Below are 20,584 nucleotides of genomic sequence, written 5' to 3' on the forward strand. Positions count from 1 at the left end.
GGCGCCACCTGGCTCCGCTATCCGGCGCGCCCCGTTGCAATATGTAGGAGCCAGGGGGATGTCCAACCCTTGCTGGCGTCCGCGGTGGCGGAACACAACGCTGCCGGACGCTGCATACTTTTGATCGCGAGCAAGCTCGCTCCTACAGAAGCTGTGCGGCGGGAACCCGCGCTGCAGGATACCGTCGCAGTTAAGCAGCCACTCGGCGTGGGCGAGGCGGGTTCGATGATGCCGCGTGGCGGCGCGCATTCTTGATCGTATAGACCCTGCGGTTTCGTTATCCATAGCGCCACGCTATCGATCCGTTTGCTGGCTGCGCGGTCGGGCAATTGTCTTTAACATGCTCAGCTGATCACTTATTCAAAAAGGGGCAAATGCCGTGACCGATACCAACCCGCTGCTTCGGGAATTCGACCTGCCGCCTTATTCCGAGATCCGACCCGAGCACGTCGAGCCGGCGGTGGACGCCGTCCTCGGTGACAACCGTGTCGCCTTGCAGGAGTTGCTCAGCCGCCCGGCCGAAAGCCTCGACTGGAGCACCCTGGTGGTGGGCCTGGACGAAATGAACGAGCGCCTCAGTCGTGCCTGGGGCCCGGTCAGCCATCTCAATGCCGTGCGCAACAACGCTGAACTGCGCAGCGCCTATGAGGCCTGCCTGCCGAAGCTGTCCGCCTACGCCACCGAGCTGGGCCAGAACGCTGACCTCTTCGCGGCCTACCAGGCGTTGTCGCTCAGCCCCGAAGCAGACGGCTTCGACGTGGCGCAGAAGACCATTCTCGAACACGCGCTGCGCGACTTCCGTCTGTCCGGCATTGATCTGCCGCCCGCCGAACAGCAGCGCTTCGGCGCGATCCGCATGAAGCTCGCCGAGCTGGGCAGCACCTTTTCCAACCAGCTGCTCGACGCCACCCAGGCCTGGACCAAGCACGTCACCGACGAAAGCCTGCTGGCTGGCATCACCGATTCGTCCAAGACGCAGATGGCGGAGGCCGCCAAAGCCAAAGAGCTAGACGGCTGGCTGATCAGCCTGGAATTCCCCAGCTACTTCGCCGTGATGACCTACGCCGACAACCGTGCTCTGCGCGAAGAGGTCTATGTCGCCTATTCCACCCGCGCCTCCGATCAGGGACCGAACGCCGGTCAGTTCGACAACGGCCCGGTGATGGAGCAGATCCTCGACCTGCGTCAGGAACTGGCCAAGCTGCTGGGCTTCGGCAATTACGCCGAGCTGTCGCTGGCCACCAAGATGGCCGAGAGCACCGATCAGGTGCTGGGCTTCCTGCGAGATCTGGCCAAGCGCAGCAAACCCTTCGCCGAGCGTGACCTCAAGGAGCTGCGCGCCTTCGCCGCCGAGCAGGGCGTTACCGACCTGCAGAGCTGGGACGTCAATTACTTTGGCGAGAAGCTGCGCCAGGCCCGTTACAGCCTGAGCCAGGAAGAGCTGCGTGCCTACTTCCCGGTGGATAAGGTCCTGTCCGGCCTGTTCGCCATCGTCAAGCGCCTGTACGGCATCGAGATTCACGAGCTGGAAGACTTCGACAGCTGGCACCCGGACGTTCGCCTGTTCGAAATTCGCGAGAAGGGCGAGCACGTCGGGCGTTTCTTCTTCGACCTCTATGCGCGACCGAACAAGCGCGGCGGTGCCTGGATGGATGGCGCGCGCGATAAGCGCCGCACCTGCCTGGGCACGTTGCAGACGCCGGTGGCCAACCTGGTCTGCAACTTCACGCCGCCGGTGGGCGAGCGCCCGGCGCTGCTGACCCATGATGAAGTCACCACGCTGTTCCATGAGTTCGGCCACGGCCTGCATCACCTGCTGACCCAGGTCGAACATGCCGGCGCCTCGGGCATCAACGGCGTGGCCTGGGATGCGGTGGAGCTGCCGAGCCAGTTCATGGAGAACTGGTGCTGGGAGCCGGAAGGCCTTGCGTGGATCTCCGGGCACTATCAGACGGGCGAGCGCCTGCCTCAGGACAAGCTGGACCAAATGCTGGCGGCGAAGAACTTCCAGTCCGGCCTGATGATGGTGCGCCAGCTGGAATTCTCGCTGTTCGACTTCGAACTGCATGCCACCCATGGCGATGGCCGTAGCGTGCTCCAGGTGCTGGAAAGCATCCGCGACGAAGTCTCGGTGATGCGTCCGCCGGCCAGCAACCGCTTCCCCAACAGCTTCGCGCACATCTTTTCCGGCGGTTATGCAGCCGGTTACTACAGCTACAAGTGGGCCGAGGTGCTGTCGTCAGACGCCTTCTCGCGTTTCGAAGAGGAGGGCGTGTTCAACGCCGATACGGGCCGTGCCTTCCGCGACGCCATTCTGGCGCGCGGTGGTTCGCAGGAGCCCATGGTGCTGTTCGTTGACTTCCGCGGCCGCGAGCCATCTACCGACGCGCTGCTGCGTCATCTAGGTTTGACCGAGGAAGTGGCATGAGCGACGAGCAGAGTGTAACCACCACCAAGCGCTTCATCGCCGGTGCCGTGTGCCCGGCGTGCAGCGCCAGTGACAGCATCAAGATGTGGGACGTCGACGGCGTTCCCCACCGCGAATGCGTGGAGTGCGGCTACGCCGACACCCTCAACGCCCAGGGCCAGTCGGTGCCCTCGGAACTGGGGACGCGGGTTAACAAGGCCAAGCCGAAGGCGGCTGATCCGCAGGTGCAGGCGGTGCAGTTCTTCCCCAACCCGAAGCTGAAGAAAAAACCCGACTGACCGACTGGAGCATCGCCATGTGGCATATCACCTGTGGCGATCTCGCCGCCGACAGCGTCCGGCAACTGCTGGCCGAGGGCAATGAGCTCCGCGTTCTGCGCGACGACTTGGCGGTCGGGCCGCTCGCGGATATCGAATCACCACCGTGCAAGACACGCATGGCGTTCTGGGAAGGTGTCTGGCCTATCGGGCTGGAGCCCCGACCGGATTTCTCCGGCATTGCCAGCGACGCCGAGTGGCTGGCGCGACTGCCCGATCAGCGGCGGCAAATAACCGTCTGGCATGGCGACAGCGCCTCCGAACAGCTGATGTTGGCGCGGGTGGCGGCCGCTCTGGAAGGCTCAGCGATACCGCTACATGAGGTCGCCTGCGGCACCGGTGACAGCCGAGTCGGTACACGCATGGCGGTGTCGATGCGTGCGCCGGATGCCCTGGCAGCGCTCTACCAACCTCGCCTCGTTGCGCCTGCTCGCATCGCCGAACTCGCTGGTCAATGGCGGGCCGCTGTCGAAGAGAGCGCAGCGATACGCCGCTGGGTCGACGGGCGTTTCGTCGGTGAAGACCACTCGCGGATCGACAGTGAGCTGCTGACGGCCTGCGGCAATGACTGGATGCCGCTCGCCCGCGCCATGGCGGAGGTGATGGGCCATTGCGACGGCTTCTTCGCGACTGACCTGTTCCTCTATTGGCGCGCCCGTGAGCTGGCGAAACATGGTGTCATTGAGCTCAGCGACGCAGCTGAAGCCGAGTACAGCCAAGTGCAGGTGCGCCGCGCTTCAGACATGTGACGTCCGCCGGTGGGCTTGGGGTTTGTCGCCTGACCTAGGGTAGATGCCGCTTTTTACATCCACGATCGCTCCTGCATGAGACATCACCGGTCGCTCGCGGGGCGGTGGAGCGACAAGGCGCGATCCACGCTACGCGACGGGCGGTGCGGCGACATTGCAGAGGCTTTGTCGTATTCTGATACTGTATCTATATACAGTATTTCGGAGCCTTCAATGTTCCCGCCGAAAAGCACGCCGCGCGGCCGCGGCACCGCGATCAACCCGGATAATCGTTTCGCCCCGACCACTAGCGAGGCGTATGACGACGGCTGGGAACAGGACGTGCCGCTTACCCGCGCCACCGAGGTACGGTTCGAGACGGCCAAGAGCGTGCTGACCCGCAACCAGTCGCCGGACGTTGGCTTCGACCGCTCGGTCAATCCCTATCGCGGCTGTGAGCACGGCTGCATCTACTGTTTTGCGCGGCCCAGCCATGCCTATTGGGACATGTCGCCGGGGATCGATTTCGAGACGCGGCTGATCGCCAAGACCAACCTGGCCGAGCGCCTTGAGCAGGAGCTGAGCAAGCCGGGCTACGTGCCCCAGCCCATTGCGCTGGGCGTCAACACCGATGCGTATCAACCCATCGAACGCGAACAACAGCTGACCCGCCGTGCGCTGGAGATCCTCCTGCGCTTCAAGCATCCCGTGCACATCATCACCAAGGGCTCGCTGGTGCTGCGTGACCTGGATCTGCTGGTGCCGCTGGCCGAGCAGCGACTGGTCAGCGTCTCGGTCAGCCTGACCACGCTGGACGATGAGCTCAAACGCTTCATGGAGCCGCGCGCGGCGTCGCCTTCGGCGCGGCTGCGGGTGTTGCGCACCCTGCATGAGGCGGGTGTGCCGGTCAGCGTGATGTGCGCGCCGATGATTCCGATGATCAACGACATGGAGCTGGAGCGCATGCTCGAAGCCGCGCGGGAGGCCGGCGCGCGCTCGGCTGGCTACGTGCTGCTGCGGTTGCCTCACGAAGTCGCCACGCTCTTCGACGAATGGCTGCAGGAGCATTTCCCGCAACGTGCCGCTCACGTCATGAGCCTGGTACGGCAGTCGCGCGGCGGCAAGGATTACGACAGCCGTTTCGGCAGCCGCATGCGTGGAGAAGGACAGTTCGCGCAATTGCTGGCGCAGCGCTTTCAGCTAGCCTGTAAGCGGCTGGGCTACAACCGTCGTGATCAGAACTACGGGCTCGATTGCAGTCGCTTCGCTCCCCCCGGGCAGCAGATGAATCTGCTCTAGTCAGGACCGGGCCGTAGGGCAGTTCACCGGAACTATACGAAGCGCTCGGCGCACCAATCCAGATATCGCTGCGGCGCCGGTATGGTCCGGCGCGCATTCGCATCTGGAGGCAAGGTGGACTGGATCGATCTTCTGCAATGGCCGGCAATGGTGGTCACGGTGTTGGCAGCGTGGCTGATCGGCTCGCTCAAACCGCAACGGCGAACGGTGGGGTTCTGGTGCTTTCTGCTCAGCAACCTGCTCTGGGTCATCTGGGGCTGGTATGCCGAGGCCTGGGCGTTGATCACGCTGCAGGTGTGCCTGGCGCTGATGAATATCCGAGGGGTGAAGAAGAACGACCATTCCGCGGAGGCAGAGGCCAGCGTTTGATCGACTAAATTGCCAGTCTCGGATCGCTGTCTATACTCCGATCGTAAGCGTACCGATTGAATCCGACTGCGCGTGCAAAGCGAGGACTGGCAACCAGGAATTGGGGGGAGCCAGATCGGAGCGTGGTCAGGCTGTCGTAGCGAGCGTTTTGCGCTGCTCTGCGGCCGGACAGGCGGTCGGCGGGATAACAAGAACCATAAGGGGAACCCGCAATGTCGCGACATCCACGAGCCTGGATGGGGATTGGATTGTGTTCGCTATTCAGCCAGGCCCACGCGGCCTGGGAAGTGAATATGCGCCCCGGTGCCACCGAGGTCAGCCACTCCGTTTTCAATCTGCACATGACCATCTTCTGGATCTGCGTGATCATCGGCGTGCTGGTATTCGCGGTGATGTTCTGGTCGATGTTTGCCCACCGCCGCTCCAAGAGGCTGCAATCGGCGCACTTCCACGAAAACACCAAGGTCGAGGTGCTCTGGACCATCATTCCGTTGCTGATCCTCGTCGCCATGGCGGTACCGGCCACCCGCACGCTGATCCACATCTACGACTCCAGCGAATCGGACGTGGATATCCAGATCACTGGCTATCAGTGGAAGTGGCACTACAAGTACCTGGGTGAAGACGTCGAATTCTTCAGCAACCTCACCACCCCGCGTGAACAGATCAACAACCTGGCGCCCAAGGGCGAGCACTACCTGCTGGAAGTGGACGAGCCGCTGGTGATTCCAGTCGGCGCCAAGGTGCGCTTTCTGATTACTGCGGCAGACGTCATCCATTCCTGGTGGGTGCCGGATCTGGCAGTGAAGAAGGATGCCATTCCGGGTTTCATCAACGAGTCCTGGACCCGAGTCGACCAGCCTGGCATCTACCGGGGCCAGTGCACCGAACTCTGTGGCAAGGACCACGGCTTCATGCCGGTGGTGGTGGAGGTCAAATCCCAGGAGGACTACGCCACTTGGCTCGGCGAGAAGAAGGCCGAAGCTGCCAAGCTTGCCGAACTTACCAGCAAGGAGTGGACGCTCGAAGAGCTGACCGCACGTGGCGAGAAGGTCTACCAGACCAACTGTGCCGCCTGTCACCAGGCTTCAGGCGAAGGGCTGCCGCCGATGTTCCCCGCACTCAAGGGCTCACCGATCGCCACGGGTGAAGCGGAAAACCACATCAGCATCGTTGTGAAAGGCTCACCGGGTACCTCGATGCCGGCCTTCGGCCCGCAGCTGTCGGAAGTCGACATCGCCGCAGTGGTGACCTACGAGCGCCACGCGTGGGGCAACGATACGGGTGACATGGTCACGCCGAAAGACGTGCTCGTCTTCAAACAGGCCGAAGAAGCCACCCAGTAAGAGGATCAGGCGATGAGTGCAGTGATCGACGATCATGGTCATGCCGGGCATGACCATCACCACGGCCCGGCCAAGGGGCTCTCACGCTGGCTGCTGACCACCAATCACAAGGACATCGGTTCGATGTACCTGTGGTTCAGCTTCTGTGCCTTCCTGCTGGGCGGCTCGATGGCGATGGTGATCCGCGCCGAGCTGTTCCAGCCGGGCTTGCAGATCGTGCAGCCGGAATTCTTTAACCAGATGACCACCATGCACGGCCTGATCATGGTCTTCGGCGCGGTGATGCCGGCCTTCGTCGGCCTGGCCAACTGGATGATCCCGCTGATGATCGGCGCGCCGGACATGGCCCTGCCGCGGATGAACAACTTCAGTTTCTGGCTGTTGCCCGCCGCGTTCGGGTTGCTGGTCAGCACGCTGTTCATGGAGGGCGGGGGGCCTAACTTCGGCTGGACCTTCTACGCGCCGCTGTCGACCACCTATGCACCTGAGTCGGTGACCTTCTTCATCTTTGCCATTCACCTGATGGGTATCAGCTCGATCATGGGGGCAATCAACGTGGTCGCCACCATCCTCAACCTGCGTGCACCGGGCATGACGCTGATGAAGATGCCGCTGTTCGTCTGGACCTGGCTGATCACCGCTTTCCTGCTGATTGCGGTAATGCCGGTACTGGCGGGCGTGGTGACCATGATGCTGATGGACATCCACTTCGGCACCAGTTTCTTCAGCGCGGCCGGTGGCGGCGACCCGGTTCTGTTCCAGCACGTGTTCTGGTTCTTCGGCCATCCCGAGGTATACATCATGATCCTGCCGGCATTCGGCGCGGTCAGCTCGATCATCCCGGCGTTCTCGCGCAAACCGTTGTTCGGCTACACCTCGATGGTCTACGCCACCGCGGCGATCGCCTTCCTCTCGTTCATCGTCTGGGCGCACCACATGTTCACCGTCGGCATCCCGCTGACTGGCGAGTTGTTCTTCATGTACGCCACCATGCTGATCGCGGTGCCCACTGGGGTGAAGGTGTTCAACTGGGTCTCGACGATGTGGCGGGGGTCGCTGTCCTTCGAGGCGCCGATGCTGTTCGCCGTGGCCTTCGTCATTCTCTTCACCATCGGCGGCTTTTCCGGATTGATGCTGGCCATCGCCCCGGCGGACTTCCAGTACCACGACACATACTTCGTGGTGGCGCACTTCCACTACGTACTGGTGCCGGGTGCGATCTTCGGCATCTTCGCTTCGGCCTACTACTGGCTGCCGAAGTGGACTGGCCACATGTACGACGAAACCCTGGCCAAGCTGCATTTCTGGATGAGCTTCATCGGCATGAACCTGGCGTTTTTCCCGATGCACTTCGTTGGGCTAGCCGGCATGCCGCGGCGGATCCCGGACTACAACATGATGTTCGCCAACTTCAACATGGTTTCGAGCATCGGCGCGTTCATGTTCGGCGCAACCCAGTTGCTGTTCCTGTTCATCGTCATCAAGTGCATCCGCGGCGGCCCGGCTGCCGCAGCCAAGCCCTGGGACGGTGCAGAGGGTCTGGAGTGGAGCGTGCCGTCACCGGCGCCGTACCACACCTTCAGTGTCCCGCCGGACATGTATCAACTCCACGAACACCGCACGGGGCCCAAGGATGATTAGGGCACAAGCCGCTAAAGGTTGGAGGCCGGAGGCTGGGCTTCGGGTGGCCTCGACGGGCTGCGCCGTGGCTATTGGACGCGAGGTAGGTGGTGCCGTTGGTGGGCTGAAGCCCACCCTACATGGCGCCTGGCATTACCAGAAATCCGGAGGGGCCGGTCAGCGCTCCGCTTCAGCACGCCATAGCGGCCCGGTAGGGTGGGCTTCAGCCCACCGGAGTGGTTATGAACAGGGTGAGGCGGCGCCTGACGAAAAGCTCTGTACGAGGCGGGTGCCATGAGCGATGCCTTGCCCATACCCCGCCTGGTACGCCGACTGCTGCTGTTGGTCGTGGCGATGTTCGCCTTCGGCTTCGCCCTGGTGCCGATCTACGACGTCATGTGCAAGGCGTTCGGCATCAACGGCAAGACGGCGGGGGCCTACCAAGGGGTGCAGACGGTGGATGAAGACCGCGAGGTGCGGGTTCAATTTCTTGCCACCAACGCGTCAGGGATGGTCTGGGAATTCAAGCCGGTGGCTGACCAGCTCAGTGTTCATCCCGGCGCCAGTCGTGAAATGCGTTTCATCGCCTACAACCCGACGGACAAACCGATGACCGCCCAGGCGGTGCCCAGCGTGTCGCCGTCCAAGGCCGCGGCATTTTTTCACAAGACCGAATGCTTCTGCTTTACCCAGCAAGTGCTGCAACCCGGTGAGCGCATCGAAATGCCGGTGCGTTTCATCGTCGACCGTGATCTGCCTGCGGATGTGCGTCACCTGACGCTCGCTTACACCCTGTTCGACATCACGTCTCGCCAACCTCCCGTCGCCGCCGTTTCCCAGGCGTCTTTGGTGGTGGCCAAGGAGAGTCTGCAATGAGCCAACAGACCACCACGCACGAGAATTATTACGTCCCCGCCCAGAGCAAATGGCCAATCGTCGGGACCGTGGCGCTGCTGACCACCGTGTTCGGCCTGGGCAGCTGGTTCAATGACCTCAAGGCCGGTCGCGACGAGATCAGCGGGCCGGTGATCTTCTTTGTCGGCGCACTGCTGATCGCCTACATGATGTTCGGCTGGTTTGGAGCAGTCGTCCGTGAAGGTCGAGCAGGCCTCTACAGCGCGCAGATGGATCGCTCGTTCCGCTGGGGCATGAGCTGGTTCATCTTTTCCGAGGTGATGTTCTTTCTCGCCTTCTTCGGGGTGTTGTTCTACATCCGCTACTGGGTCGGCCCCTGGCTCGACGGTGACGGTGACAAGGGCGTCAGCGCCATGCTCTGGCCGAACTTCGAGTACAGCTGGCCGCTGCTGAACAACCCGGACCCGAGGTTCTACCCCGCGCCGTCCGGCACCATCAGCCCCTGGGGGCTGCCGCTGATCAACACCATCCTGCTGGTGACGTCCAGCTTCACCCTGACCTGGGCTCATCACGCTCTGCGCAAGGGCAACCGCAAGCAGCTCAAGCTTGGGCTGGGCCTGACCGTTCTGCTGGGCGCGGCCTTCCTGGTCCTGCAGATCGAGGAGTACATCCACGCCTATACCGAGCTTGGGCTGACGCTGGGCTCGGGCATCTACGGCGCAACCTTCTTCATGCTCACGGGCTTCCACGGTGCCCACGTGACGATGGGCGCGATCATCCTGACGGTCATGCTGGTACGCAGCTTTCGCGGCCATTTCACACCTGAGCAGCATTTCGGCTTCGAGGCTGCAGCCTGGTACTGGCATTTCGTGGATGTGGTGTGGATTGGCCTGTTCGTTTTCGTTTACGTGATCTAGCACGATCAGGCGCCAAAACCGGGCTGCAACTGCCCGCTATAAAAGCCCCATGCAATCAGGGCGACAGTCATTGCGGTGAGGGAGACGCGAACGAAGAGGGCCGTGAGCACACGTGATGTACGGCCCTCATCCTTGACGAGAAAGAACAGACCACTGAACAGACTGACCAGTGTGGCTACTAATAACAGAACAATCGCCGCCTTGAGCATGAGCGGGTCCGCCGTGACAGGTGACTGGGGGTAAGTGGGGGTGCAGTATAGCCAGCCGGATCAATACGCCGCGGGGCCGGGTATGAGCGGCTTCAAGCCGGGCGTCATACCTACACTTGTGGTGCTGTGCCTGTTGCCATTTCTGGTCTGGCTGGGTTTCTGGCAGCTGGAACGCGCCGACCAGAAGCGCGACATGCTGGCGCGTCAGGAGGCACGCGAAGCCGCAGCGCCATTGGGGCCGGAGCAGATCGAAACTCTCCAGGACCCCGCCTACGCGCGCATTAACTTGCAGGGCAGCTTCGACGCTGAGCACAGCTTCCTGCTGGATAGCCGCACCCGCGACGGCCGGGTCGGCGTCGAACTGCTGCAGCCGTTTCAGGATCAGCCCAGCGGCCGCTGGGTGTTGGTCAACCGCGGCTGGCTGCCCTGGCCGGACCGGCGCATCCCACCGAAATTCGACACCCCGGATCGTCCCCTGAAGCTGTCTGCGTGGGTGTACGCGCCGTCAGGCGAGCCGTTCATTCTCAACCGACGCATGGCCGAAGGCTGGCCGCGGCTGATCAACCACGTCGAGGTTGAGGACATCTGGCAGTTGCTCGACCGTGACGGCATCAAATATCAGCTGCGGCTGGAACCGGGCCCGGCAGCGTATCGCGCCGATTGGCCGGTGACCTTCATGCAGCCGCAGCAGCACGTCGGCTATGCAGTGCAATGGTTTGCGCTGGCAGCGGCATTGCTGGCGTTGTTCATCTACTTCGGCGTGCATCAGGCACGGGGGAGCAAGCAGTGACCGCGATGAATCCGACCTATAAGCCTGCACCGGCGCAACGGCGCCGGGGGCGTTTGCAACTGCTGCTGATCTTCGCCGTTGTGATTGGCCCCATGCTGCTGGCAAGCGCGATGTACCGCTTCGGTTTCTGGGTGCCTGAAACCCGCACCTATGACGGCGCCCTGGTCGCTACTGGGCAAGGCCGCGACGCCCTGGGTATCAACGCGCCGGTCGCCGCCGAGCCGCGCTGGGAACTGCTGGTTACGGCGCCGGATGGCTGTGCCGAAGACTGCCAGCAGCTGGTCTATCTGGCTCGGCAAATCAACATCGGCCTGGCCCGCGAAGCCGGTCGGGCCAGCCACGCCATCGCCAGTGCTCAGCCTTTAGCGGCCGATTACGTCCAGCGTTTGCAACGCGAGTATCCACAGCTGCAACGCTACTCCCTGGATCCCAACGTATACGGCGCAAATCCTGATCTACCGGATGGCGCACAGCTGTGGATTGTCGACCCGCACGGCAATCTGGTGCTGCGCTATGACAGCAAAGCCAATGGCAAGGCGATCCTCGACGACCTCAAGTACCTGCTGAAAATTTCCCAGATCGGTTGATCCAAGGCACTCGGCCGCCTCGCTGGAGTCCCAGAAAGGCTGCCCAAGGAGAACCAGATGGCAAAACCCGGCTACCGCCTCGCCCTTGTCGCCACGCTATTGGCTGTCGTGGTTGTGCTGCTTGGCGCCTATACACGGCTGACCCATGCCGGCTTGGGCTGCCCGGACTGGCCCGGTTGCTACGGATTTCTCAGCGTCCCTATGAGCGAGGACAAGCAAAGTCTGGCCGCGATGCGCTTCCCGGATGCCCCGCTGGAGGTTCATAAGGGCTGGAACGAGATGGTGCACCGTTATTTCGCCGGTGCGCTGGGGCTGCTCATCCTTGGGCTCGCAGTGCAGGCGCTACGCCGCCGCGCCGAGCCGGGACAGCCACTCAAGCTTCCCTTGCTGCTGCTCGTGGTGGTCATCGCTCAGGCGGCATTCGGCATGTGGACCGTCACCCTGCAGCTCTGGCCACAGGTGGTCACTGCGCACCTGCTGGGCGGCTTCACCACTTTGAGCCTCTTGTTCCTGCTGACGCTGCGCCTGTCCGGCCGGAGGCCGGCGATGCCGAGCGTGCCGGGCAGGCTCAGAACCTTCGCGCTGATCGGCATGTTCGCGGTGATCATCCAGGTGGCCCTGGGTGGCTGGGTCAGCAGTAACTACGCGGCGGTGGCCTGTACCGATTTCCCAACCTGCCATGGCCAGTGGTGGCCGCAGATGGATTTCGCCAATGCCTTCAACCTGACTCATCACGACATCGGCCCGAACTATCTCGGCGGCATGCTTTACGGCGAGGCGCGTACCGCCATTCACCTGACACACCGACTCGGTGCACTGACCCTGACGCTGATTCTGCTGGCGCTGGCCTGGCAGCTCTGGCGTCACGGCCTGTCGCGTCTGGCCGCGTTGCTTGTCGCCGCCCTGGCCCTGCAGATCGCGCTGGGCATCAGCAACGTGCTGCTCAATCTGCCATTGGCGGTTGCGGTCGCCCATAACGGCGGCGGTGCGTTGCTGCTGCTGGTAACCGTGCTGATCAACCATCGCCTCCGCCTGGCCCCATCGGTTGACGCCGTACAGGCGCCTCAGCCGCATCTGAATTCGAACACGACGAGCAGGCTCGACCTGCCTCGCGCATAAGGAGAACCCCATGGCCACTCTCATCAGCGAACGCGGCGCCCAAGCCATCTGGCGCGATTATCTGGAGCTGACCAAGCCGAAGGTGGTGGTCCTGATGCTCATCACGTCCTTGGTGGGCATGTTTCTCGCGACGCGCTCAGGCGTGCCCTGGACCGTTCTGGTGTTCGGCAACCTAGGCATCGCCCTCTGTGCCGGTGGCGCGGCGGCGATCAACCATGTGGTGGACCGGCGCATCGACCTGGAAATGGCGCGCACCCACAAGCGGCCGCTGGCACAAGGACGGGTCGCGCCAGTCGCGGCTTTGCTGTTCGCCCTGGTGCTCAGCGTTGCCGGGATGGCCCTGCTGCTGACCTTTACCAATGCACTGGCGGCATGGCTGACGCTGGCCTCGCTGATCGGCTACGCGGTGATCTACACCGGCTTTCTCAAACGCGCCACGCCGCAGAACATCGTGATTGGCGGCTTGGCAGGCGCCGCGCCGCCGCTGCTCGGCTGGGTTGCGGTAACCGGGCAGGTGACGGCCGAACCGCTGCTGCTGGTTTTGATCATCTTCGCCTGGACGCCGCCGCACTTCTGGGCGCTGGCCATCCACCGCAAGGATGAGTACGCCAAGGTCAACGTGCCGATGCTGCCAGTGACCCACGGCGAGCACTACACCAAAGTGCATATCCTCCTGTACACCGCGATGCTCCTGGCCGTGAGCGTCATGCCTTTCGCCATTCACATGAGCGGCCCGCTGTACCTGGCTGCGGCCGTGCTGCTGGGCGCGCGCTTCCTGTTCTGGGCCGTGGTGCTCTATCGCGACAGCCGCCCGCATGCCGCCATCAAGACCTTCAAATTCAGCATCTGGTACCTGTTTGCGCTGTTCATCGCCTTGCTGGTTGATCATTATCTGCCGCTGACCTTCTAAGCCGGCCGCCAAGGACCTTCATGACACGCATCCAGAAAACCGTAATTGTTCTAGTGGCGCTGGTTGCGCTGGTCATTGGCCTGACGGTCTACAAGGTGCTCAATACCGAGCAGCAACTCGATACCGCCGACCTGCTCGATGCCGGCATCGTCATGCTGCCTCAGGGCCGCGATGTGCCCAACCTGACGCTGACCAACCAGGACGGCGAGCCGGTATCCATGGAGCAGCTGAAGGGACGTTGGAACCTGCTGTTTTTCGGCTACACCTTCTGCCCGGACATCTGCCCCGCGACGCTCGCGGAACTGCGGCAGCTGCGCACTAAACTGCCGGAAGACGCGAAACAGCGGATGCAACCGGTTTTGGTCAGCGTCGATCCCGAGCGAGACACGCCGGAACAGCTGAAGAAGTACCTGGAATACTTCGGCGCCGGCTTTATCGGCCTGACCGGTTCGCTGGACGACATCCAGGAACTCGCCAATGCCGTCGGCGTACCCTTCATCCCTGCCGATACCTCGAAAGAGGACTACACCGTCGACCACGGCGGCAACCTTGCCCTGATCGGCCCGGACGGCCGTCTGCGCGGTTTCGTCCGCGGGCCGCTGCGTACCGAGAAGCTGGCTGAGCAGCTGCCGGCCGTGCTTGCACTGGAGTAACGGTTAACCTCGGCTCAGGAGCGGTTAAACACCACCCTGATTTGCCGTTGCTAGAAACAAGAAGGCCCGCACGTGGCGGGCCTGTCTCAAGTGCAACGGGGCGGCGCTGTGCGCCGCTCCTCCTGCCATCGCGCTTAGAACGCCGGTACGACGGCGCCCTTGTACTTCTCATTGATGAACTGCTTCACCTCTTCGCTGTGCAGCGCTTCAATCAGCTTCTGCATGGCGGCGCTGTCCTTGTTGTCCGGGCGGGCGACCAGGATGTTCACGTACGGCGAGTCGTTGCCTTCGATGAACAGGGCGTCTTCGGTGGGGTTCAGCTTGGCTTCCAGGGCGTAGTTCGTGTTGATCAGCGCCAGGTCGACCTGGGTCAGCACCCGTGGCAGGGTGGCGGCTTCCAGCTCACGAATCTTGATGTCCTTCGGATTCTCGGCGATGTCCTTCGGCGTGGCGGTGATGCCGGCGCCATCCTTCAGCGTGATCACACCGGCCTTCTGCAGCAGCAGCAGGGCGCGGCCGCCATTGGTCGCGTCGTTGGGGATCACCACGGTTGCGCCATTGGGCAGCTCGTCCAGCGACTTGTGTTTGCTCGAGTAGGCGCCGAAGGGCTCGATGTGCACGCCAGCAACGCTGACCAGCTCGGTGCCCTTGCCCTTGTTGAACTCATCCAGGTACGGCTGGTGCTGGAAGAAGTTGGCGTCCAGACGTTTCTCGGCCACTTGAATGTTCGGCTGCACGTAGTCGGTGAAGACTTTCACCTTCAGGTCGACGCCCTGTTCGGCCAGCTGGGGTTTGATGAATTCCAGAATCTCCGCATGCGGGACGGCAGTGGCAGCGACGTTCAGCTCGTCGGCAGCTTGGGCGGAGAAAGCCGCGACAGCGGCAAAGGCGGCAAGCAGTTTTTTCATGGAGGGCTCCTTGTGGGTTCCTGTATCGGTGCCGGTTAGGCAGTTATTTTCTTGAAAAATGCGTTACCAACTTGTCACCGACGCTCTGCAGTACCTGGACCAGGACCAGCAGCAGCACCACGGTGACGACCATGACGTCGGTTTGGAAACGTTGATAGCCGAAGCGGATGGCCAGGTCGCCGAGCCCGCCTGCACCCACCACGCCAGCCATGGCGGTGTAGGAAACCAACGTGATGGCGGTGACGGTTACGGCAGCAATAATGCCTGGGCGAGCCTCGGGCAGCAGGGCATTGAAGATGATCTGCCGGGTGGTGGCCCCCATCGCCTGGGTGGCCTCGATGATGCCGCGGTCGACTTCGCGCAGCGCGGTTTCCACCAGTCGCGCAAAGAACGGTGCGGCACCCACCACCAGTGGCGGAATCGCCCCCGCCACGCCCAGCGAGGTGCCAGTGACCAGCACCGTGAAGGGAATCATCACGATCAGCAGAATGATGAACGGCAATGAGCGCAGCACGTTCACCACGAAGGACAGAAAGCCGTACAGCGGGCCGTTCTCGAACAGTTGGCGCGGGCCGGTGAGGAACAGCAGCACGCCCAGCGGCAGGCCGAGGATGATGGTGAACAGCAGCGACCCGCCGAGCATCAGCAGGGTGTCCAGGGTCGCCAGCCAGATTTCGTACCAGTCGACATTCCCCAACAAAGAGCTAAACAAGGCGTCCATCAGCGCAGCACCTCCACGTGCACGTCAGCTGCATCCAGCTGGGCCAGGGCAGCACCCATGTCGCCCCCTACCAGCGCCAGGGTCAGCTGGCCGTAGGGGGTGTCCTTGATGCGGTCGATGCGTCCCGAGAGGATGCTGAAATCCACACCGGTCTCCCGGGCGACGGTGCCGAGCAGCGGTTTGTAGGTGGCTTCACCCTGGAAGGTCAGGCGCAGAATTCGGCCGGGGACATGGGCAAAATCATCGTGCTGCTCGCCTTCGTCGACCGCTTCGTTTTCAAGGACGAAACGTTGCGTGGTCGGATGCTTCGGGTGCAGGAATACCTCGGTGACCGGCCCCTGTTCGACAATCTCACCGCCATCCATCACCGCGACGCGGTCACAAACACGGCGGATCACATCCATCTCGTGAGTAATCAACACGATGGTCAGTTTCAGCTCGGCATTGATCTCGGCGAGCAGCTGTAGCACCGAAGCAGTGGTCTGCGGGTCGAGAGCGCTGGTGGCTTCGTCGCAGAGCAGAATGTCCGGCTCGGTCGCCAGCGCGCGGGCGATACCGACGCGCTGTTTCTGGCCGCCCGACAATTGCGCCGGGTACTTGCGCGCCTGATCTTTCAGGCCGACGCGGTCGAGCAAGGCGGCGACCCGGCTGTCGATCTCGCCGCGTGAGTGGTTACCCGCCAGGCGCAGCGGCATGGCGACGTTATCGGCCACAGTCTTGGACATCAGCAGGTTGAAGTGCTGGAAGATCATCCCGACCCGCTGACGGAAGCGACGCAGGCCGTTGGCGTCGAGCGCCGTGACGTCTTCTCCGTTAACCAGGATGCGGCCACCGGATGGTTCTTCCAGCCGGTTGATCAGGCGCAGCAAGGTGCTCTTGCCCGCACCGGAATGGCCAATCAGGCCAAACACTTCGCCTGCACCGATGGTCAGTTCGGTCGGCTTGAGCGCCGGCACTTCTCGAGCAGTGCCCCGGCCGGCAACCCGATAGGTTTTGTGGACTTGCTGAAATTCGATCACGGGCGAACCTTGTGGGTGCGGTCGTATGTGCCTGGATGGTGGCGAAAGGCGTGCATTCTACGCATTTGCAGCGGGCGGGCGTAGCGAACTGCGGTGATTGAGACAAGCCATCGCCTCTATAGTCTGAGCAAATCGTCGCAGCTCGCAACCTTGAGCGGCTTTATCGGGTCACTAACTGGTACGCCGTGAATTGATCAAGTGTTGGGCCGCATGGCCCGATTTCTTCGCGGTTCAGCACACCCGCTCAACCGAGGCCCATGATGACGGACAACAAAGATCCTAAGAACAGCGAGCTCGCCGGTACCGACACTGTCGATCGCAAGAACCACAACGCCAAGCTCGATCAGCTCGAAACCTTTCGCTCCGATGCCACGGGCGAGGCCCTGAGCACGAACCAGGGCGTCAAGATCGCTGATAACCAGAACACGCTGAGGGCAGGCGAACGGGGACCCTCGCTGCTCGAAGACTTCATCATGCGCGAGAAGCTGACCCACTTCGACCACGAGCGCATCCCCGAGCGCATCGTGCACGCCCGCGGCTCGGCTGCCCATGGCGTGTTTGTCAGCTATGACGACCACAGCGCGCTGACCAAGGCCTCATTCCTGGCCGGCAAGGGCAAGGAAACCCCGGTATTCGTGCGTTTCTCCACGGTGCAGGGCTCGCGTGGCTCGGCCGATACCGTGCGTGACGTGCGCGGTTTCGCCACCAAGTTCTACACCGACGAAGGCATCTTCGACCTGGTCGGCAATAACATGCCGGTGTTCTTCATTCAGGATGCGATCAAGTTTCCCGACTTCGTGCATGCGGTCAAACCCGAGCCGCACAATGAGATCCCACAGGGCCAGTCGGCCCATGACAGCTTCTGGGACTTCGTTTCACTGACCCCCGAGTCGGCGCACATGGTCATCTGGGCCATGTCCGACCGCGGTATCCCGCGTAGCCTGCGTGCCATGGAAGGGTTCGGCGTGCACACCTTCCGCCTGATCAACGCCGAGGGCGTGAGCCGCTTCGTCAAATTCCACTGGAAGCCAGTAGCTGGCGCCTTCTCCCTGGTCTGGGACGAGACGCTGAAGCTCGCCGGCAAGGACCCGGACTTCAACCGCCGCGATCTTTGGGAATCCATCGAGATGGGCGACTATTTCGAGTGGGAGCTGGGCGTGCAGGTGGTGGAAGAGGCCGACGAGCACAAGTTCGATTTCGACCTGCTCGACCCGACCAAGATCATTCCGGAAGAGCTGGTGCCGGTACAGAAGCTCGGCAAGATGACGCTCAACCGCAACCCGGACAACTTCTTCGCCGAAACCGAGCAGGCCGCCTTCCACATCGGCCACATCGTGCCCGGCATCGATTTCACCAACGATCCGCTGCTGCAGGGCCGGCTGTTTTCCTACACCGATACCCAATTGCTGCGTTTGGGCGGGCCGAACTTCCACGAACTCCCGATCAACCGCTCGATTGCGCCGGTACACAACAACCAGCGTGATGCGTTTCACCGGCAGACCATCAACAAGGGCCGCGCTAACTACGAGCCTAACTCCATCGACAGCGGCTGGCCGAAAGAAACCCCGCCAGCAGCCAGCGGCGGCGGGTTCGAGAGCTATCCGGAGCGCATGGAAGGCCATAAGGTGCGGGCACGCAGCCCTTCGTTCGGCGACCACTTCTCCCAGGCGACTTTGTTCTGGAACAGCATGAGCGCCCCGGAGAAGGAGCACATCATCGGCGCCTACAGCTTCGAGTTGGGCAAGGTCGAGCGCGTCTTCATCCGCGAGCGTCAGGTCAACGAGATCCTCGCTAATATCGATCTGGAACTGGCTCGCCGGGTTGCTGAAAACATCGGGGTGACACCGCCGACGGCGCCGACCATCAGCCTCAAGCAGCCGAACCCGGCCAGCTCGCCGGCTCTGAGCCTGATGAATCACCTGTCCGGCAACATCAAGTCGCGCAAAGTGGCCATCCTTATCGCCAACGGTGTGGACGGTAAGGCTATCGAGGCTTTCAAGCAGAAGCTGGCAGACGAGGGTGCAATCGCCAAACTGATCGGTCCGTCACCGGCTCCGGTCAAGGCGGCTGACGGCACGATGCTCACGCCTGATGCAGCGATGGATGGCATGCCCTCGATCGCCTTCGACGCGGTCTTCGTCCCGGGCGGCGCGCAGAGCGTGCAGGCCATGGCCAAGAATGGCGTGGCTAAGCACTACCTGCTCGAGGCCTACAAGCACCTCAAGCCCATCGCGGTACTGGGCGAGGCGCGGCAGCTGCTCACTGCGCTCAACCTGCCGGAGGATGCCGGTCTGGTGACCGGTGATGACGGTGATGTGGCTCGGGTATTCACGGCGTTCGCCCAGGCCCTGGCGCAGCATCGCATCTGGGCGCGCGAGGCGGCTGCGGAGCAAGTGCCGGCCTGATCGTAGCGGCATGTCCAGAGGCGGCTCGGTTTGTTCCGAGCCGCCTTTTTTTATGCCTGGAGGCTGTGTGTCAGCTCAGCTCAGCTCAGCTCAGCTCAGCTCGCGCCAGTGTAGGTAGCAGCGCAAGTCAAATTCGGTCTGCGCGTAACCCGGCATCATGTGTTCGCAGAGCTTGTAGAAGGCGCGGTTGTGATCGCTCTCGCGCAGGTGCGCCAGCTCATGCACGACGATCATCTGCAGGAATTCCGGCGCCGCTTCCTTGAACAGCGCAGCGACGCGGATCTCCTTCTTCGCCTTCAGCTTGCCGCCTTGGACGCGTGAAACGGCGGTGTGCAGGCCCAGCGCGCGATGGGTGAGGTCTAGGCGGTTGTCGTAGAGCACCTTGTCGATGTTCGGCGCGCTTTTCAGGTGGCTCTGGCGCAACTGCTGGACGTAGCCATACAGCGCCTTGTCGCTCTGCACCTGATGGCGCTGCGGATAGCGGCGCTCAAGGTAGTCGCCCAGCCGCTGCTCGGCGATCAGCTGGCGAACCTGCTGCTGCAATGATTCGGGGTAACCCTGCAGGTATTTGAGCATGGCCGGCGCAGCAGCCATTGCGTTAGGTCCTACGCGGCCAGGCAAAACTGAGCAGGAATATCGCGGCCGCCGAGACGACAATAGACGGGCCGGCCGGCGTGTCCTGATACCAGGACAATGCAAGTCCGCAGCAGACCGCCAGCAGTCCCAGCAGGCTGGCACCCAGGGCCATCTGTTCCGGCGTGCGTGCATGGCGCTGAGCGGCAGCGGCCGGAATGATCAGCAGTGAAGTGATCAGCAGCACACCGACGATCTTCATCGCTACGGCAATCACCATCGCGATCAACAACATCAGGGCCAGGCGGATGGCGGCCACCGGCAAGCCTTCTACCTTGGCCAGTTCCTCGTGCACGGTAACCGCTAGCAAGGGTCGCCATAGCGGGATGAGCGCCAGCAGCACCAAGGCGCTGCCACCAACGATCCAGGCCAGATCGGTCGGGCTGACGGCCAGCAGATCGCCGAATAGATAACCCATCAGGTCGATGCGCACGTCCTGCATGAAGCTCAGCGACACCAGTCCGAGCGACAGCGTGCTATGGGCGAGAATGCCCAGCAGCGTGTCGGAGGCTAGTGGCTGGCGCTGCTGCAAGGTCACCAGCAGCACCGCCAGTAGCACGCAGCAAACGATGACCGCCAGGGTCAGGTTGACCTCGAGCATCAGACCCAGCGCCACACCAAGCAGGGCGGAATGGGACAGGGTATCGCCAAAATAGGCCATCCGCCGCCAGACCACGAAGGAGCCAAGTGGGCCGGCGACCAACGCCAGCGCGAGGCCGGCGAGCAGGGCATTCAGTAGGAAATCTGGCAT

The 20,584-nt window shown here is 62.6% G+C and carries 22 protein-coding genes; 16 read left to right on the top strand and 6 right to left on the bottom strand.

The window, feature by feature from the left end; translation table 11 throughout:
* Positions 1–69 precede the first annotated feature (69 nt).
* The 10 genes from C1896_00595 to C1896_00640 all read left to right on the top strand — a co-directional run bounded on the left by C1896_00595 (position 70) and on the right by C1896_00640 (position 9,879).
* On the top strand, positions 70–255 hold the full coding sequence (locus C1896_00595) for a hypothetical protein (protein ID AZZ43554.1): 186 nt from the start codon (positions 70–72) through the stop codon (positions 253–255).
* A 124-nt stretch (positions 256–379) separates the two neighbouring features.
* On the top strand, positions 380–2,428 hold the full coding sequence (locus C1896_00600) for an oligopeptidase A (protein ID AZZ43555.1): 2,049 nt from the start codon (positions 380–382) through the stop codon (positions 2,426–2,428).
* Positions 2,425–2,706: a DNA-binding protein gene (locus tag C1896_00605; protein AZZ43556.1), complete on the top strand. Its 282-nt coding sequence runs from the start codon at positions 2,425–2,427 to the stop codon at positions 2,704–2,706. Before C1896_00600 ends, C1896_00605 begins: the two co-directional genes overlap by 4 nt.
* A gap of 17 nt (positions 2,707–2,723) precedes the next feature.
* Positions 2,724–3,494 (top strand): hypothetical protein, encoded by a 771-nt coding sequence (locus C1896_00610; GenBank protein ID AZZ43557.1) that lies wholly within the window; start codon positions 2,724–2,726, stop codon positions 3,492–3,494.
* 213 nt (positions 3,495–3,707) lie between these two features.
* Entirely contained in the window at positions 3,708–4,772 is a 1,065-nt protein-coding gene (locus C1896_00615; protein AZZ43558.1) for a radical SAM protein, read from the top strand.
* A 114-nt stretch (positions 4,773–4,886) separates the two neighbouring features.
* Positions 4,887–5,141, top strand: a complete 255-nt coding sequence (locus C1896_00620; GenBank protein AZZ43559.1) for a hypothetical protein — start codon at positions 4,887–4,889, stop codon at positions 5,139–5,141.
* Between the two features lie 212 nt (positions 5,142–5,353).
* Complete coding sequence (gene coxB, locus C1896_00625) at positions 5,354–6,487, top strand: cytochrome c oxidase subunit II (GenBank protein ID AZZ43560.1); 1,134 nt, start codon at positions 5,354–5,356, stop codon at positions 6,485–6,487.
* 12 nt (positions 6,488–6,499) lie between these two features.
* Entirely contained in the window at positions 6,500–8,128 is a 1,629-nt protein-coding gene (gene ctaD, locus C1896_00630) for a cytochrome c oxidase subunit I (GenBank protein ID AZZ43561.1), read from the top strand.
* A gap of 273 nt (positions 8,129–8,401) precedes the next feature.
* Entirely contained in the window at positions 8,402–8,983 is a 582-nt protein-coding gene (locus C1896_00635; protein AZZ43562.1) for a cytochrome c oxidase assembly protein, read from the top strand.
* A complete protein-coding gene (locus C1896_00640) occupies positions 8,980–9,879 on the top strand; it encodes a cytochrome c oxidase subunit 3 (protein ID AZZ43563.1) in 900 nt (299 codons plus the stop codon). The genes C1896_00635 and C1896_00640 overlap by 4 nt, the downstream gene beginning before the upstream one ends.
* A gap of 5 nt (positions 9,880–9,884) precedes the next feature.
* Here C1896_00640 and C1896_00645 read toward each other — a convergent pair whose 3' ends face one another.
* The gene (locus C1896_00645) at positions 9,885–10,088 is read right to left on the bottom strand and encodes a twin transmembrane helix small protein (protein ID AZZ43564.1); all 204 of its coding nucleotides are present in this window, start codon (positions 10,086–10,088) and stop codon (positions 9,885–9,887) included.
* A gap of 82 nt (positions 10,089–10,170) precedes the next feature.
* Here C1896_00645 and C1896_00650 point away from each other — a divergent pair, with 82 nt between their 5' ends.
* From C1896_00650 to C1896_00670, 5 genes are read left to right on the top strand one after another with little or no spacing between them, the layout of a single operon-like run.
* Positions 10,171–10,878 (top strand): SURF1 family protein, encoded by a 708-nt coding sequence (locus tag C1896_00650; GenBank protein ID AZZ43565.1) that lies wholly within the window; start codon positions 10,171–10,173, stop codon positions 10,876–10,878.
* Positions 10,879–10,883: 5 nt separating this feature from the next.
* Positions 10,884–11,465 (top strand): hypothetical protein, encoded by a 582-nt coding sequence (locus C1896_00655; protein ID AZZ43566.1) that lies wholly within the window; start codon positions 10,884–10,886, stop codon positions 11,463–11,465.
* Positions 11,466–11,522: 57 nt separating this feature from the next.
* Positions 11,523–12,584 (top strand): cytochrome B, encoded by a 1,062-nt coding sequence (locus C1896_00660; protein AZZ43567.1) that lies wholly within the window; start codon positions 11,523–11,525, stop codon positions 12,582–12,584.
* Between the two features lie 10 nt (positions 12,585–12,594).
* Complete coding sequence (locus C1896_00665) at positions 12,595–13,494, top strand: protoheme IX farnesyltransferase (protein AZZ43568.1); 900 nt, start codon at positions 12,595–12,597, stop codon at positions 13,492–13,494.
* A gap of 20 nt (positions 13,495–13,514) precedes the next feature.
* Positions 13,515–14,147 (top strand): cytochrome c oxidase assembly protein, encoded by a 633-nt coding sequence (locus C1896_00670; protein AZZ43569.1) that lies wholly within the window; start codon positions 13,515–13,517, stop codon positions 14,145–14,147.
* Positions 14,148–14,281: 134 nt separating this feature from the next.
* Here C1896_00670 and C1896_00675 read toward each other — a convergent pair whose 3' ends face one another.
* From C1896_00675 to C1896_00685, 3 genes are read right to left on the bottom strand one after another with little or no spacing between them, the layout of a single operon-like run.
* Positions 14,282–15,055 carry a methionine ABC transporter substrate-binding protein gene (locus tag C1896_00675; protein ID AZZ43570.1) on the bottom strand — a complete coding sequence of 258 codons (774 nt, stop codon included), beginning with the start codon at positions 15,053–15,055 and terminating at the stop codon, positions 14,282–14,284.
* A gap of 43 nt (positions 15,056–15,098) precedes the next feature.
* Positions 15,099–15,776 carry an ABC transporter permease gene (locus C1896_00680; GenBank protein AZZ43571.1) on the bottom strand — a complete coding sequence of 226 codons (678 nt, stop codon included), beginning with the start codon at positions 15,774–15,776 and terminating at the stop codon, positions 15,099–15,101.
* Entirely contained in the window at positions 15,776–16,795 is a 1,020-nt protein-coding gene (locus tag C1896_00685; GenBank protein AZZ43572.1) for a methionine ABC transporter ATP-binding protein, read from the bottom strand. The genes C1896_00680 and C1896_00685 overlap by 1 nt, the downstream gene beginning before the upstream one ends.
* A gap of 260 nt (positions 16,796–17,055) precedes the next feature.
* Here C1896_00685 and C1896_00690 point away from each other — a divergent pair, with 260 nt between their 5' ends.
* A complete protein-coding gene (locus tag C1896_00690; GenBank protein AZZ43573.1) occupies positions 17,056–19,200 on the top strand; it encodes a catalase HPII in 2,145 nt (714 codons plus the stop codon).
* Between the two features lie 90 nt (positions 19,201–19,290).
* Here C1896_00690 and C1896_00695 read toward each other — a convergent pair whose 3' ends face one another.
* Together C1896_00695 and C1896_00700 are read right to left on the bottom strand one after the other, a co-directional pair.
* Entirely contained in the window at positions 19,291–19,776 is a 486-nt protein-coding gene (locus tag C1896_00695) for a metal-dependent hydrolase (protein AZZ47462.1), read from the bottom strand.
* 22 nt (positions 19,777–19,798) lie between these two features.
* A complete protein-coding gene (locus C1896_00700) occupies positions 19,799–20,584 on the bottom strand; it encodes a zinc ABC transporter permease (GenBank protein ID AZZ47463.1) in 786 nt (261 codons plus the stop codon).

It is taken from the genome of Pseudomonadaceae bacterium SI-3, from assembly GCA_004010935.1.
GTDB lineage: Bacteria > Pseudomonadota > Gammaproteobacteria > Pseudomonadales > Pseudomonadaceae > Stutzerimonas.